A 15,188-nucleotide genomic window follows, 5' to 3' on the forward strand; every position below is an offset into this window, starting at 1 on the left:
CACAAAGTTTTTATCAACTGCTCACTGTACTCCATTGACGGATGAGGTCCAGCGAGCGCAGAAATGGATTTGTTAACCCAGCCGGTTTTCTTCAGCGTTTTGCCTGTATAGCCTCAATCTGATCCATGATTTTGTTCATGCGGGCAAATACTGCCTGGTAAGGGGCAGGTGAAGCCAGGTCTACACCAGCAGCTTTTACCAGTTCGTAAGGATAAGCAGAACCGCCAGCTTTCAAAATGTTGAGGTAATTATCTCTTGCGCCAGCTTTGCCTTTCAATACTTCATCAGCAAACATGGAGCCTGCTGCTATCGATGTTGCGTACTGGAATACATAGAAACGATTGTAGAAGTGCGGGATGTAAGCCCATTCGACGGCATAGGTGTCGTCGATCTTCATTACGCCTTCTTTGTCGCCGTGATAGCTTTTCAGGATATCACCATAGATTTTGCTCAAGCCTTCGCCAGTCAGGGATTCGCCCTTGTCGACCTTGCTGTGTACTTCGCGCTCGAAATCGGCAAACATGGCCTGACGGAAGAATGTGCCACGCAGGTTTTCCAGTGCCGAGCCCAGGTAGAGCAAACGTTCGTCATCGCTTTTGGCGATTTTCAGCATATGGTCGAGCAGGAAAACTTCATTGGTTGTAGAAGCAATTTCTGCCGTGAATGTCGGATAATCTGCATTGATGAACGCCTGATGTTTATTGGCCAGGTAAGAATGCATGGCATGACCCCACTCATGTCCCAGCGTTGATACAGACTCATAGTCATCGTTATAATTGAGTAGCAGGTAAGGGTGGACATCATAGGCTGCGCCATTCATGTAGGCACCAGAACGTTTGCGTGGACGAGGGTATACATCCATCCAGCGCTCAGTGGTGGCTTTCGTCATGGCCTTGGTGTAATCATCACCCAATGGCTTGACGGATTCCAGCATCAGTTTCACACCTTCATTGATAGGATATTTGAAGTTGCCTGAAACCAGCGGTGGATAAATATCGTAATAGCGCAGGTCTTGCACACCCAGCAGTTTTGCGCGTAGCTTGAAGTAGCGGTGCAGGGTAGGCAGGTTGGCGCGGGTCTGCGTTACCAGAGTGTCATAGACTTCCCTTGGCAGTTTATTGTTATCCAGCGCTTGCGTCAGTGAATCGGGGTAATTGCGTACTTTGGCATACACCGAATCGCGCTTCAATTGCTCATAGAAAGTCACGCCATAGCTGCGTTCAAATTCTTTCCATTTGCCCCAGAAGGCATCAAATACCAGTTTGCGGTCTGCACGGTTGGGTGCGGCCCTGTATTTCGTGTAAGCAGCCTGGTCAATCTTGACCTCTTCACCAGTAGACAGTTTTACCGTTGGCCACGGCATTTCGGCATTCGACAGCGTTGAATAGACGGCGCTGGCGGTGTTGGTTGCCATGCCAAAGCTGGCGATGATTTCTTCGCCGCGTTTATCCAGCGTATGCTTGCCTGAGCGCAGGATATCGTCTATCTGGTGGGCGTAAATCGCCAGCTTTTTATCTTTCGCCATGAAAGCCTGCACCTTCTGGGCACCCATGCCAAGTATTTCTGGACGGATGAAAGAAGTCGCTTCTTCGACTTTGCTGCCCAGGATATCTGAACGCTGCCCTAAATCCATCCCGGCATTATCACCAGTGTCCTGGTCGCGAAACTGGGATGCATAGCTTGAAAGACGTGCGTATCGCTTGAACAAGTCAGAATTCAGATCCAGGCAGGTCTTGAAGCGCGGTAAGTTGTCGCCCAAATGACCGCTGCAAGTTTGGAATTGCTTTAATTGCACTTCCAGTGTCATGGCGTCTTTGTCCCAATCTGCCTTGGTCGGGTACATATCATTCAGGTTCCAGCGATCAGCTTCTGTCTCGCTGGCGTTGGCCGCATAGGAAATGGCTGGTAAAGTCAAAGCAACAGCGAACAAGCTGCGTACAAGATGTTTGTGCATGGCGTAGCGTCCAGTTTTGTTGATGGTGAGGTAAAGACTGAAGCGGAGGGAAGCTTGTCGGATTATTTTACATATACTTCTGGCATCATCCTTCGCTTGGTCAGTATTCTGATCTGAAAGTTCTCAAATTTAAAGGTAAATTGGAAATATATTTTCTGGCTATTTTGTTAAGTATAAATGAAATAGCGAATAATCCGCATACGGCAACTTGTTGTCCTGTTTATTTTTGCCATGGAAATCATTGGACTGGCAAATGAAGAAAAGGCAAACCATGGGTTTGCCTTTTCTTCACCAATTACCGTTTTACAAGCCTACTTTCCGATGATGTCGACTTTAATCAAATTGTCGCTGGGTTTGCGGTCAATATACTTATTGTCGGGATCAATGCCTGCCCTGGCTGGCAAGCCCTTGACGATGAATGTGAAGTCCATCTCCTTACGGTCAATGAATTTTCTTTCACGCAACAAAGGCTTGCCATCTTTATCGTCAGCACCGATATCTATCCAGTCTTTCAAGGGCACTTCTTTTTCGGCACCAAGCTCATCCGCTTTTAACTTATTACTGCTGACTTTCATGACTATTTCATACTGGTTGTCAGGCAAGGCTTTGGCCGTTGCCGACAGCGCACGGTTTTCAAACAGGATGATGGATTCGAACAAATCATCGATCAGATACTGCCTGTCTGCCGGTGCTGCCTCGCGTAGTGCGCTTACCAGGACACTGCTGCTGGGGTAGGGGGCGCCCTTGTTGGCATATGCGGCGATAACTTCACGCAGCGCCTGATTGACCTTGTCTTCACCAATCAGGTCTTGCAGCAGGTACATGGCCAGGCTGCCTTTGGAATAGTGGATGTAGTCCTGGTTTTCATTCAGCGCCAGCGGCAATTCCTTTTTCTTTTCCTGGCTGCGGCCTTGCAGATAACGGTCCAGTTCAAATTGCAGGAAACGGCGCATGGTTGCCTCGCCATAGGTATGCTTCATCACCATCAATGCTGAATACTGGGCCAGAGTTTCTACCAGAACGGTGCCACCCTTGCTGTTGCCTGATATGACTTGATGGCCCCACCACTGATGTGCGACTTCATGCGCTGTCACATAGAAAGGGTAATCGATCTCTTTGGGGTTGTTGTTATCAACATGCGCGATAAAGCCTATACTTTCCGAAAACGGGATAGTGTTGGGGAAGGCCTGGGCAAACCTCGCATAACGTGGGAATTCGATAATCCTGACCAGCTTATGCTGATAAGGGCCGAAATTCTTCGTGTAGTAATCAAGCGATTTTTGCACGCTGCTTATCATGCTGTCGAGATTATAGGCATGTCCTTTGTGATAGTCGATTTCTATGGGAATGTTTTGCCATTGCGACTGCTTTACCTCATACCGCCCAGACAAAAACGCATAAAAATTCAGAATAGCCTGCTCCGGAGCGTAGTGATAATAGTTGCGGCCATGCTCTTGCCATTGGCGTTTTAAAGTGCCGGGGGCAACTGCCATCTGATCTGCTGAGGTGGAAACAACGGCATCGAAATTAATCCAGTCTGCGTCATTGGCAAGATAGTTGTTTGCCAGTGCCTTGGGGTCATCGCGTTCAGCCATTCTTTCTTTTTCTGGCAAACCATGCTCGCGCCTGGTTTTGTTTTCGCCAAGTTCCATCGCAGGCTGATAGCCTATGTGTGGCATCAATGTATTATTGAAAAAACTGCCATTGTAGAACAGTGTGTTGTCCTTGCTCATACCCAGGAAATTTTTGGGTGCAATTTCAAGCTCAAAATTCAAGTTCAGCTTCTCGCCAACTGGCAAGGCTGTTTTCAGTTTATATGCATAAAACCCGAGTTTGCTGTCGTTTACTCCCTTTTCATTGGCAGCATCCAGGCTCATCGTGACGATGTGTATGTCGTCATTCTGTGTGATGAAAATTTCCTGTATTGGATGCTGGCTGCGATTAATCAATTGATAGCTGCCTTTGATATGCGCGCTACGCGTTTCTGGATAAATATCAACATTCAAGCGTACGTCGCTGATGCGTGGCTGCGCATAGCTGGCATACTGTTTATAGCGTTTCTCATACTGGGCATTTTCCGCCTGTAATGCGAACTGGTTTTGGTATTGATTGAGTACATTCGTGAAATAAAAAATAATCGAACCAGTCACAAAAAACAGGCCAAGACCCGCCAGTAATAGAAAAGCATTGCCGCCATTGAACGCCTCTTTTGCCAGGCGCAGACGCAGCTTGATGGCGGTCGTCGTACCGCGTACCCACAGCATTAAAGACAGGCTGATCAGAACCAGGGCAGCACCACTCCAGTAAGCTAGATACCAGCGCGAAATTGGCAACAGATGGCCATAGGCATTCATGTCCGAATAGATGATGGATGGCGTCACTGCATAACGGAACATGGGGTGCTCGATACCCAGCGACGGCAGGGCGATCATGGCAATGTAATAGACGATCATCAAAAAATAGGCCAGGTACTTGTGATTGAGTATGACCTGAAGAGAAATGGCAAGCACAGCTATCAAGGCATATTCAGGCCATTGCATGAGAAATAGCTGATGTGCATACAGGCCGATTTCATAGTTGGTATAGCCTTTGATGGTTTGTATCAGGATGCCACATAACATCAAGACCACCAGCATGATGCCTTGCAAGGCGATCAATGCAATCAGCTTGGCGGTAAATGGCAGGTAATTCGGAACAGGCAGTGCATCGAGTAATTGCGCAATACGTGCATCCCGTTCACGCCAGACCAGTTCACCGGCGTAAAAGGTGGTGATGGCGAGCATGAAAAGACTAAAACTTCCACCCAATATTTCCAGTACGGCATAAGTGACTGGGTAAGTTGGTGTGCCAAACAACTTGGTGACTGAGCCGGAAATCGCAAACATGAACAGTACGCCGGCCAGCAGTATGACGATAAAGTACACGTTTTTTACTGACTCGCGCAAATTCAGCATACTTTCAGCAACCAGTAATTTCCATATTCGGTAGCCTGAAAAACGTGGTGTAACTTTTTGCAGATTGACAGAGGCAGGAGGCGTGATTTGTGCTTCTTTCTTTTGCTTGCCCGCGGTACTAATTGCCGCGAATTTAAAGCGCCAGTAGCAAAGCGCCAGGCTGGCAACGCCCACGCACAGCCATATCAGGCGATTGAGAAGAAAGATGCCTTCCATGGCCACTTGCCGTGCGTTTTTATCAGAAATGCTCCAGTATTCCGTCATCATGCTGACCGCAGATGAGCCGAATGGGTCAAGCAGGGCAGCGACTGTCTTATTATCGAGATCCGTCCTCAGCGAACGGGCGACCAGGTAACCGATGATCAATACCACGCTGGAAACATACACAGGCAACATGCGACGCGTGAGCGCACCCATCGTAAAGAAAATGCCACCAAAGATCAGGAAGTTCGGCAATATCGCATACAGGTAGGGTACGAAATAAGATAAAGCCTGTACTGGCCCCAGCCTGATGGCTTCTATACCAGGCAGATAACAGCCTAGCCACGCCCCAAGGCCCAGGGCGGAAAAGATAATAATGCTGGTGATTAAGCTGCCCAAAAAACGACCGGCCAGGTATTGGAGTTTTGTGATCGGGGCACTGTAGAAGAAGTGCCAGGTATGATGTTCAATATCCTGATGGGTAGCTTGCCCCATCAAGGCTGCAACAGTACTGATGCCCAGGTAACCAAGAAAAGTGATACTTTGAAAAATCGAAACCGGCGCATTGATATTGACCTTGCCGCCAAAGCCGATGGATGCACTGCTGAACATGCCACCTGCCACAGCCATCCACAACAAGGCCAGGCAAAAGAAGACCATGAAATAGACATAGCTGGACAGACTACGCGATTTTTGACGCAGCTCAAATAAGAGTATTGCTAACATGGCGGCTCCTCAGGCTACTGGTTGCGCTTGTTGCGCTGGCAAAGCAGCCGTGGCAGGGTCGTGCAGCAAACCTGCCATCGCCGAAAAATACACATCTTCCAGAGTGCCCTGTGTGGTTTCAAATCCACTGTCAGGCTGGCTGTCTGCATAGACATGGATGAGGGTACGGCCCGAGGTCAGGCGACTGGAAATGAGTTGATACTTTTGTTGACAGTCTGCAAGCTCGGCTTTTTCTATAAAACGCTTCCAGATTTTGCCCTGTATCTGCGCTATCAATGCCAATGGTTGACCAGTCAATATGACACGTCCTTTGTTGATGACGGCCATGTTATTGCACAAGTCGGCGACGTCTTCCACGATATGCGTAGACAGAATGACGATTTTTTCTGCACCTATGTCAGCCAGCAAATTATGAAAACGTACGCGTTCTTCCGGGTCAAGCCCAGCGGTAGGTTCGTCAACGATGATAAGTTGTGGATCACCGAGCAGTGCCTGGGCAATTCCAAAACGCTGGCGCATGCCGCCAGAAAAACCGCCCAGATGTTTGTTCTTCACATGGTAGAGATTGGTTTGATGTAGTAAGGCGTCAACTACTTCTTTGCGTTGCTTGCGATTGTCCAGTCCCTTCAAGACAGCAAAGTGATCAAGCAGGTCGTAGGCACTAATCTTGGGGTAGAGGCCAAAATCCTGTGGCAGGTAGCCTAGCAAGCGGCGGATTTGATCTTTTTGTTCGCAGATATTAAGTTTGTCCAGCATTGCAGTTCCTGAGTCTGCGTCCTGCAAAGTCGCCAGCGTACGCATCAAGGTCGATTTGCCCGCACCATTTGGCCCCAGCAAGCCAAACATGCCTGCGGGTATGTTGAGGCAGATGTCATTGAGCGCCTGAACGCCATTACTGTATTGTTTTGAGAGATGCTGTATGCGAAGTTCCATGCTCTTGTCCTTTTTCTGATGATTGAACTGCTCCATGCGCAGCTTGGGCGGGCAGGCGTATCTTATGTAAATGGAAAGCGCAAATGGAAATATGCGATGAAACAGGCTTTGGCGGGGATGGAAATGAAAAATTACGGATTGAATCAATAAATTGGGGTAAGCAGGCAGGATTGCATGGGCTAGTTAATCCGAAATGCTGCAAGTTTGTATTTGATAGGCTATAATGCGTGTTGGCGGGCCCCTGCGCATTGCGGCATGGCCAATCTGGTCAGGTCGGGAACGAAGCAGCCACAGTCATTTCCCGCAAGTGCCGCAGACCAGGCTCGCCAACTTCAAATCTCTTCTGAATTTCCCCGTCTTATTCTTTTTCATTGCTTTTTTGCAACATGATATGCTGGCACGACTGTCATTGTCTGGTTTCAGGCCGCGATTTTATCCGTCTGTTTGACCGGTGCAATAAGAGGTAATACCAAAATCAGGCTGGTGCCTTGCCCAAGCTGGCTGCGCAATTCGATTTTACCGCCCAGCACATCGGTGACAAGGTTGTACACGATATGCATCCCCAATCCTGAACCGCCTTTACCCAGCTTGGTCGTGAAGAAGGGATCAAATACCTTCGCCAGATGTTCAGGCGCGATACCCACGCCATTGTCACTAAAGATAATTTCAACCTGGTTTTCATTCGACAACTGCGTTTTCAAGTGCATGTTGCCATGCTCTATATTGTCAAAAGCGTGGGTCAGCGCGTTATTGACGGAATTGGTCATGATCTGCGCCAGTGCACCAGGATAGCTTTCCATCATGATAGAAGGTGCAAGATCAACGTTTAGCTGATGCCTGGTTCTGCCATACATGGGTTCCAGCGTCACCAGGATTTCATTTAATGTCGTGCTCAGGTCAAAACTGCGCCGGTGATTGCTGGATTGATCGACCGCGACCTGTTTGAAGCTGAGTATCAGCTGTGCAGCCCTGTCCAGGCTACGTACCAGTATGTTTGCTCCTTTGCTGGTTTCACGGGTCAGTTGTGTCAGAACGGAACGGCGCGGTTGCATCGTTGACAGCTCATTTTCCATTGTTACCGCATGGTCTTGCAAGGTTGATGCGACTGTTACACTGTTGCCGATAGGGGTGTTGAGTTCATGCGCAATGCCGGCGACGAGTGAGCCCAGCGCCGCCATTTTTTCTGAGCGGATTAACTCGCCTTGCATGGTAGTCAGGCTGTCCAGTGCGTTCGCCAGTTCCAGATTGGTTTCTTCCAGGCTTCTAGTTCGTTGTTTTACGCGTTCTTCCAATTCAGTATTCAACTGGCGAATCTGGTTTTCAATGGCGCGCATCTGAGTAATATCGATAGGCGTGAAGACCACCATTTTCTCGCCTGCTGATTCGAGCAATCTTGACGATATCAGACAGATTGCCAGGCTGCCGTCCTTGTAGCGAAAGCGCATTTCGAATTGCTCGATAAAGCCCTGTTTTCGCAGTAAATCCAGGTAGCTGCTGCGGAGGGCATAGTCTTCCCAGATGTTGACCTCCTGAGGTGTTTTTCCTATGATTTCATCAGCGTTGAAGCCAGTTTGCTGCAAGAACCTGTTATTGACTTCGACCAGCTTGTCATCTCTTAGTCTGATCAGGGCCAAGGGTATGGGAGAGTACTTGAAAAGATTCACAAATTTCCCTTCGCTGATGCGCAAGGATGTCTCCGATTTTTTCAGGGAATCTTCCGAAAGATGCAGGCGCCGTATATGTAGCCAAAGCAGGAAGGTTAATATGCAAAGCAGGAGAATGGTGGCGCCGGAAAAGATTATCCGGTCGCGGCTGCGGTTGCGCCATGGGGCAAGTATGGAATCATTGTCGCGGGCAAAGACCGACACGATAGGAAAATCTGCAATTTTACGATATGTATACAGACGGGCAATCGTATTGTGTTCATCAAGAAATTGACTATCCTCGAAGCTACCCTCAACGGGCTTGCTTGAAAGCTCTTTGATAATCCGTGACTGGCTAATTTTTTTTCCGACAAATTGCTTGTCAAAGGGGAAGCGTACAATCACTGTCCCATCCTCAGTAAATAAAGACACGATGGCTTTGCTGTCTTTCGCAACACGTGCATAGACGGCACTGAAATAGGAAACGCTGATATCGGTGCTGATGATGCCTAAATGTCTGCCATTTTCTGCGAACATATTCCGTGCGAGGGGAACCACCAGTTCGGTGTCATAGAATCGCTGAAACGGATGGCCGATGACAGGATGGGTTATTTCTGGATGCTTGAGCAAATAGGGGATATATGTCCTGTCGTCGGCATCCACCTGATATGCCGGATAATCAATCGTGCTGACAAATGCTTCACCGGCAGGATTGACAAATTGCAGGGCTTTTAAGACTTTGTTGAACGGTTGTGCCTTGGTGATCAGTGCGCGGATAACATCGTCGTTCAAGGTTTTTTCCCGACTGATGGATCGAATGGCGCTGATGACCGTGCTCAGGTTACCATCGGCTTCGCGCAGAGTTTGCGTTGCATGTTCTTCAAGTAAGCGAACTGCTACCAAGCCATTATCATATTCGGATTTGAGCGTGACCTGACGGTCTTCTGCAATTGTCCACCAGGTTTGCAAAATGATGGCGGCAATGGCCACACCCGCGAGTAGCAGGAAAAACAAGCCTGCAATTTTGGGCCTTTCAGCCGATGCTGCCATGCAAATTCCTTCCAATAGACACCAGTCACCTAAACAAACTTGGCTTGTAGTCAGAACTCAGATTGTCGATGCATGACATGAGTTCAAGGATCACTGGCAGCCAGTGTTTTACGAAATTCAGCAAAGCGCCATATTCAAAAAATGAAAATAGAGAAGGCTGACTACGACCTTCTCTCAATGCTATCTGGATTTAATAATAATAGCCTGTTCCTATGCAGAAATCTTGCCCAGGTACTCTTTCCACATACCCTTTTTTCTTTTCCAGATCTTTTGTTACCGGATTCGGCCAGCGATACGCAACCAGACCCTTTCCAGTGGCAAAACATTTTTCAGCCATTTCCTTGATCAGATAGACACCGTCCTGATCGCGCATGTCCACCATGACCTTGCCAACGATTTTTGGATTTTTCCCATGCACTGCCTGATACCCTTTTTGATCTACCGTAAAAAGGTAGAGGTCGCCCTTTTTATTAATATCACTGGTTGTATTAAATGGGCTATCAAGTTTATTGAATTCTACGATTGATTTTTCGACACCATTTTTCTTGATGTACTCTTGTGCTTTTTGAATCAGCGCGATAGCTTCTGCCTCTGTACTTTTTTCCGCTGCCACAGCGATGCTTTGTTGTGCAATGACCAGTATGCCAAAAACAAGTGTCAGGTAAGTCTGTTTCATGGTGCCTCCTTGCGTTGATGTTATTTTAGAAAAGTATCCAAAACTACAAAACAGCTCTGTACTGAAAAGACGATTAAATCTTACACCGGTACTTGTCATATTGGAGTACAACAAAGCCTATACGAAAGTAGGTGGCGTCAAAATAACTGCTTAACTGCAAGCAAGACATGATATTTACATGATAGGTCTAAATGCAGACAAAAAAGCCTGGAAGAAACTATTTGCAGTTGGAATTAACGCGATTTAACAATAATTGCGCTAGAGAACGTGTAAATGCCTGGCCTGGCATTGTTCTCACGGGGCTAGAGGGAGGTAGTTGCTGGCAAGCTGGGAGATTGTGAAGCACCCGACCCCAGGCAGTACAGCCTGAGCCGGGTGGACAATTAGCCGGGAAGGAGCTGATCAGTGACTTCACGCATGGGGCTGATGCCTATTGCCAGCAAGACTATCGCAATCAACAGCGTGCCACTGGTCATGAATAATTGCGGGATGCTGACACTGCGCAATAACCAGCCAGTTACCGCAGCCGAGACTGGCCCTATACCCATGAATATGAACATGAACATGCTCATGGCCCGGCCTATCATATTCGGCGGCACTTGACGTTGTATCCAGGTGAACACAGAAACATGCAGGAAGCCGCCCAGCGCGCCCACAGTCAGCAAGATCAGCGCACCTTGCCAACTGGCGGTGATCAGACCCATGGGTATAAACAGTATGCCCACTACAAAATCGATCAACAATATGGTGCGGCCTAGATTGCCAAAGCGTAGTCCGGGTTTCATGCCGGAGACGGCCATGCCCAGCAGCGTACCGGCACCATGTGCGCCAGCCAGTAAGCCAAGTGCACTGGCACTATTGCTCAATTGATTGGCCATGACCGGCAAGGCAATTTGTATGGGCCCCATGATGAAGAATGCGATTGCGGCCCAGTATATGAAACAGCTACGCAATTGCTTTTCATTCCAGCAGTAACGCAATCCATCAATGACAGTTTGCAATAAATGCGTACCTGTGGCAGCTTGCCCGTTTGTGATGGGTTTGCCTGCAACTGAACTTTCATTCATTTTTACCCGACTTAGCGTCCAGGCTGAAAAGGCATAGGTGAAACAATCAAACAGAAAAGCTGCGCCCAGACCGTTGGCATCACTGAGCCCCCCTTTTTCTTGCGTGCCAAATACGGCGATCATCACACCTGCAAGCACCGGTCCTATGAACATGGTGAACTGGCGGACGCCCAGCATGATGCCGTTTGCGCTTTGTAACTGTGCCGCCTGTACTACACGAGGCAACATCGATGTACCTGATGGAATGCTGAATGCGGTGGAGATCCCCAGACCCAGTGCCAGCGTATATACCATCCATAATTCCAGTCTGCCCGCAAAGATCAGCGCACTCAATATACCTAGCAAAATGGTATTGATATACTTGGTTTGCATCATCACTGTTTTTGGTGAATAGCGGTCAACCAATGCACCGCCTATCAGGATAAAAAGCGCACGCGGTACGCTGATCAGTGCCAGTACCATACCCAGTATCAAAGTGTCACCGGTCATTTTCAACACCAGCCAGGGCAGGGCAATCAAGGTGAATTGATCGCCGAGCATGGAGATAGCGCCACCGCCTATCATCCAGCGAAAATTACTATCCTTGAAAATGGCCGGCCGGCCTTTTTTTTCTTGCTCTTTCTGTTCTGTCTTTATTTCAGTCATTTTTTACTCCTTTTTCTTTGCCCCAACTGGAGCGTTTTGTTCCAGTAACGCCAAACCCTGGCGCGCATACATCATCAGGCTCGGTGTCATGCCGCCGCCCTTGGCTAAATCCGGTTCTTTTTCATGAATGGCCCTGACCTTGAGCATGGTGGCTGGCTGATTGCCCCAGGCTTCCATGAACAAGACACGCCATTGCAAGAGCAAAGCCTGGGTTTCCGGATGGTCGACAGGGAAGTTGGACACCATTTTTTGCTGTAATTCGGCAAATATTTTTGACCAGGTCTCGGCATTTTTTGCAAACGAGGGACGAAAATATTGCAACTCCTCTTTGCTCAGATATTTGCAGTAAATGTCATAGCGCAGCTCTATTGAGGCGCGGGTGATGTAATCTATCATTTCATCGTCGACGCCACTAAGTGACTGTAGCGATGGCTCTTGCTTGTGCATCAATGAGAACTTGGTGAGCAAACGGGCATCTGGCATCAGCTCGCTCATGGTATGCACCCATGACTTTGCCACTTGTTTGGCCTGCGGATCGTCATGTGGCACTTTTTGATCAAGTAAGATCCTGGTCTTCTTTATTAGTGGTTGCATCTTTGAGTCTATGCCACCTTTGTTTTGAGAACTGTGTTCACGCATACTCGCGATCTCTTCCTGGCTGAAATATTTACCAAATAGACTCATCATCTCCAGCGTCGATAGCCAGTACTCGAGGCTGGGTTCATGATTGGTTTTCAATAAGCCTGACAACTCTTGCAAACGCTCGCGCAACGCCATGCTTTGGGAAATTTGCTGGTTGAGGCTGGAAATTTGCTGTTCTATGATGCTCTGCAAATCAGCATTTTCTGCATTGACGAGTCCTGCCACTTCAGCCAGTGACAAGTCCAGGCGCCGCAAGGCCTGGATACCGTGCAGGCGCTTGACGTCCGCGCTGTCATACAAACGGTAACCGGCGTCTGAACGCACTGAGGGTTTCAGCAAGCCGATTTTGTCGTAGTGATGCAATGTGCGTATGGTTAGACCGGTGCGGCTGGCCAATTCGCCGATTTTCAATAACATGCTTGATCTCCCTGTATGAGGTGACTATAAAGCCTCACACAACGTCAGGGTCAAACAATTTTTGAAAAATTTTTAGAAGGATAAATTTATGCAGGGCTATACCCGACAAAACCCCTGCCAGCAAAGGTTTTGTCGAATCTATCGGGTATGTCCGGGCAGCGATTATCTCTGTTGACGTGGCCAGTAAGCCCACAGCACGCCAGCCAGGCTGGACATCAGGATAAATCCCCATTCCATGCCACCTGATCCCGGGCCTACTACATACCAGCCGTATTGGGCATGTACATGAATGATGCCAAAACAGATAATGACCATATGCGTCAGGCACGCAGGCACGACAAAACGATTGGCAATCAACGCGACACTGCTGAGGGTTTGCAGTATCAGGACTGCCCACGCCAAGGCAAGGCCAAACGGATAACCGAGCGAACTTAAATATTCTCCGAACAGGGGGATGTTCTGTATATGGGAATAGCCATGTAAGGGGTGCATCAGGATAATCAGGGCAACGCCAACCCTGACGATGTCGAGGCCGCCAGCGGGAGCGGTAGCGCTGGATTGATACCATTGTTTTATCATTGTAAGTCTCCAGAATAAATGACTTTGCACAATGTCATGATCTGGATGATAAAAATGAAACTGTGTGATAAAAATGCGCTGGAGAGTGATGAATTTAGTGCAAATAAACCAAGCTTATATTGCTGAAGCTGATTAATTTTTGGGAACGAACGATGCATCTGGCGGTACGTAACCGCCAGACGACAAAACCCAAGCTGCCCGACTAGTGTTTGATTTCAGCCGGCGGGACTATGCCTTCAGTCAGTGTGCTGGCGACAAAGAGCTGCGCGCAATCCACTTTATCGAAGGCGTAGTGCTTGCCACAAAAATCACAATTGATATCAAGTTTGCCCAGGTCCGTGATGGCAGACTGTACTTCTTCTTCACCCAGCATTCTCAACATATCACCGACTTTTTCGCGCGTACAGTTACACTGGAATTGTGGGTGCAAGGGGTCGAATACGCGCAGGGTCTGTTCCCAGAACAGTCTGTGCATGAGGGTTTCTATATCGGTGCTGAGCAATTCTTCGCGTTTGATGGTATCGCCCAGCAAGACTGCATGGTTCCAGGCATCGTCTTCGTCTTCAACACTGGATTCAGTCCCGCCAGTCTTGGGCAATTTTTGCAATAGCATGCCCCGTGCGACTGTATTGTCTGCGGCCAGCCACAGCTTGGTGTCAAGCTGTTCAGAGCGCAACATATAGTTTTCGATGACCGTGGCGATACTGTCGCCATCAAGTGGGACTATGCCCTGGTAGGCTTGCTGGCCCGGTAATTTATCATTCGGGTCCAGGGTAATGACAAAACGTCCCTGGCCGTGAGCATGAATCAAATCGCATAAGCCGGCATCATCAGTAATGACCGCGTGATCGCTGAGCTTGGCAGTGGCGCGCATTTTTAATTCGGAATCGCATTCCACCACCAGCAACTTCACCGGGCCATCGCCGTGAATCTGCATGATCATGGTGCCATTGAATTTGAGATTGGCAGATAACAGGGCAGACGCCGCCATCAGTTCGCCCAGTATGGTTTGCACCGCCAGCGGATATTGCTTGCGTGCCAGTGTTTGTTGCCAGGTGTCGACAAGTTCGACCATTTCGCCGCGTACGCCGGCATGTTCGAACATAAATTTTTGTAAGGTATCAGTCATTTTTATAGCCAGATTCAGGAAATACGTTTCAATTGCGTTTTAAATGCCTGTCCGCGCTGTACATATGTTTCAGCGTTGCGGCGCAAACCTGCAATATCTTCTTCGGTGAGGGTTCGCACGACTTTGGCGGGTGAACCTATGATCAGTGAATTATCCGGGAACTCTTTGCCTTCAGTCACCAGTGCACCGGCACCAACCAAAGAGTTCTTGCCAATTTTTGCGCCATTCAATACCACAGCCTGTATGCCTACCAGCGAACCATCGCCAATGGTGCAGCCATGCAGCATGGCCTGATGACCTATCGTGACGTTCTTACCTACAGTCAGCGGATAACCAGGGTCGGTATGCAGGATGCAGGCTTCCTGCACATTGCTGTTTTCGGCAATGGAAATCAGCTCGTTGTCACCACGGATGGTAACCTCAAACCAGATGCTGGCTTTGGCACCTATTTTGACTTTGCCTATGATATTGGCGCTGTCAGCGATGTAGGCTGAGGCCTCAATTTCTGGCGCAATATCACCAAGTTGGTAGATGGGCATGATTTTTCCGTAAAATAGCGCAAAGTTGATGCA

The 15,188-nt window shown here is 48.5% G+C and carries 11 protein-coding genes and 1 other RNA gene; 2 read left to right on the forward strand and 10 right to left on the reverse strand.

All coding sequences use genetic code 11. The features are described 5' to 3' along the window. Nucleotides 1-91 precede the first annotated feature (91 nt). From pepF to ACO0LH_RS12495, 3 genes are all read right to left on the reverse strand, one after another. Nucleotides 92-1,954 carry an oligoendopeptidase F gene (pepF, locus tag ACO0LH_RS12485; protein WP_422941413.1) on the reverse strand — a complete coding sequence of 621 codons (1,863 nt, stop codon included), beginning with the start codon at nt 1,952-1,954 and terminating at the stop codon, nt 92-94. A 311-nt stretch (nt 1,955-2,265) separates the two neighbouring features. After that, the gene (locus ACO0LH_RS12490) at nt 2,266-5,835 is read right to left on the reverse strand and encodes a M1 family aminopeptidase (RefSeq protein ID WP_422941414.1); all 3,570 of its coding nucleotides are present in this window, start codon (nt 5,833-5,835) and stop codon (nt 2,266-2,268) included. 9 nt (nt 5,836-5,844) lie between these two features. Then, complete coding sequence (locus ACO0LH_RS12495; protein ID WP_422941415.1) at nt 5,845-6,768, reverse strand: ABC transporter ATP-binding protein; 924 nt, start codon at nt 6,766-6,768, stop codon at nt 5,845-5,847. Nucleotides 6,769-6,786: 18 nt separating this feature from the next. Between ACO0LH_RS12495 and ACO0LH_RS12500 the strand changes: the two genes are divergently transcribed. Both ACO0LH_RS12500 and ffs read left to right on the forward strand, forming a co-directional pair. Beyond that, nucleotides 6,787-6,918, forward strand: coding sequence for a hypothetical protein (locus tag ACO0LH_RS12500; protein ID WP_422941416.1), 132 nt, complete (start codon nt 6,787-6,789; stop codon nt 6,916-6,918). A gap of 82 nt (nt 6,919-7,000) precedes the next feature. Continuing rightward, an RNA gene (gene ffs, locus ACO0LH_RS12505) (signal recognition particle sRNA small type) lies at nt 7,001-7,099 on the forward strand. 88 nt (nt 7,100-7,187) lie between these two features. Here the strand turns inward: ffs and ACO0LH_RS12510 are convergent. The 7 genes from ACO0LH_RS12510 to ACO0LH_RS12540 form a co-directional block, all read right to left on the reverse strand. Further along, nucleotides 7,188-9,461 (reverse strand): ATP-binding protein, encoded by a 2,274-nt coding sequence (locus ACO0LH_RS12510; protein WP_422941417.1) that lies wholly within the window; start codon nt 9,459-9,461, stop codon nt 7,188-7,190. 190 nt (nt 9,462-9,651) lie between these two features. Further along, a complete protein-coding gene (locus ACO0LH_RS12515) occupies nt 9,652-10,236 on the reverse strand; it encodes a cache domain-containing protein (protein ID WP_422941418.1) in 585 nt (194 codons plus the stop codon). A gap of 284 nt (nt 10,237-10,520) precedes the next feature. Further along, nucleotides 10,521-11,849, reverse strand: coding sequence for an MFS transporter (locus ACO0LH_RS12520; protein WP_422941419.1), 1,329 nt, complete (start codon nt 11,847-11,849; stop codon nt 10,521-10,523). A 3-nt stretch (nt 11,850-11,852) separates the two neighbouring features. Next, complete coding sequence (locus tag ACO0LH_RS12525; protein WP_422941420.1) at nt 11,853-12,908, reverse strand: MerR family transcriptional regulator; 1,056 nt, start codon at nt 12,906-12,908, stop codon at nt 11,853-11,855. A 162-nt stretch (nt 12,909-13,070) separates the two neighbouring features. Next, entirely contained in the window at nt 13,071-13,487 is a 417-nt protein-coding gene (locus ACO0LH_RS12530) for a DoxX family protein (protein ID WP_422941421.1), read from the reverse strand. 202 nt (nt 13,488-13,689) lie between these two features. After that, nucleotides 13,690-14,616, reverse strand: coding sequence for an Hsp33 family molecular chaperone HslO (hslO, locus tag ACO0LH_RS12535; protein WP_422941422.1), 927 nt, complete (start codon nt 14,614-14,616; stop codon nt 13,690-13,692). A gap of 14 nt (nt 14,617-14,630) precedes the next feature. Next, nucleotides 14,631-15,155: a gamma carbonic anhydrase family protein gene (locus ACO0LH_RS12540; protein WP_422941423.1), complete on the reverse strand. Its 525-nt coding sequence runs from the start codon at nt 15,153-15,155 to the stop codon at nt 14,631-14,633. Nucleotides 15,156-15,188: the final 33 nt, after the last annotated feature.

This window comes from Undibacterium sp. TJN19, assembly GCF_049339485.1.
GTDB lineage: Bacteria > Pseudomonadota > Gammaproteobacteria > Burkholderiales > Burkholderiaceae_D > Undibacterium.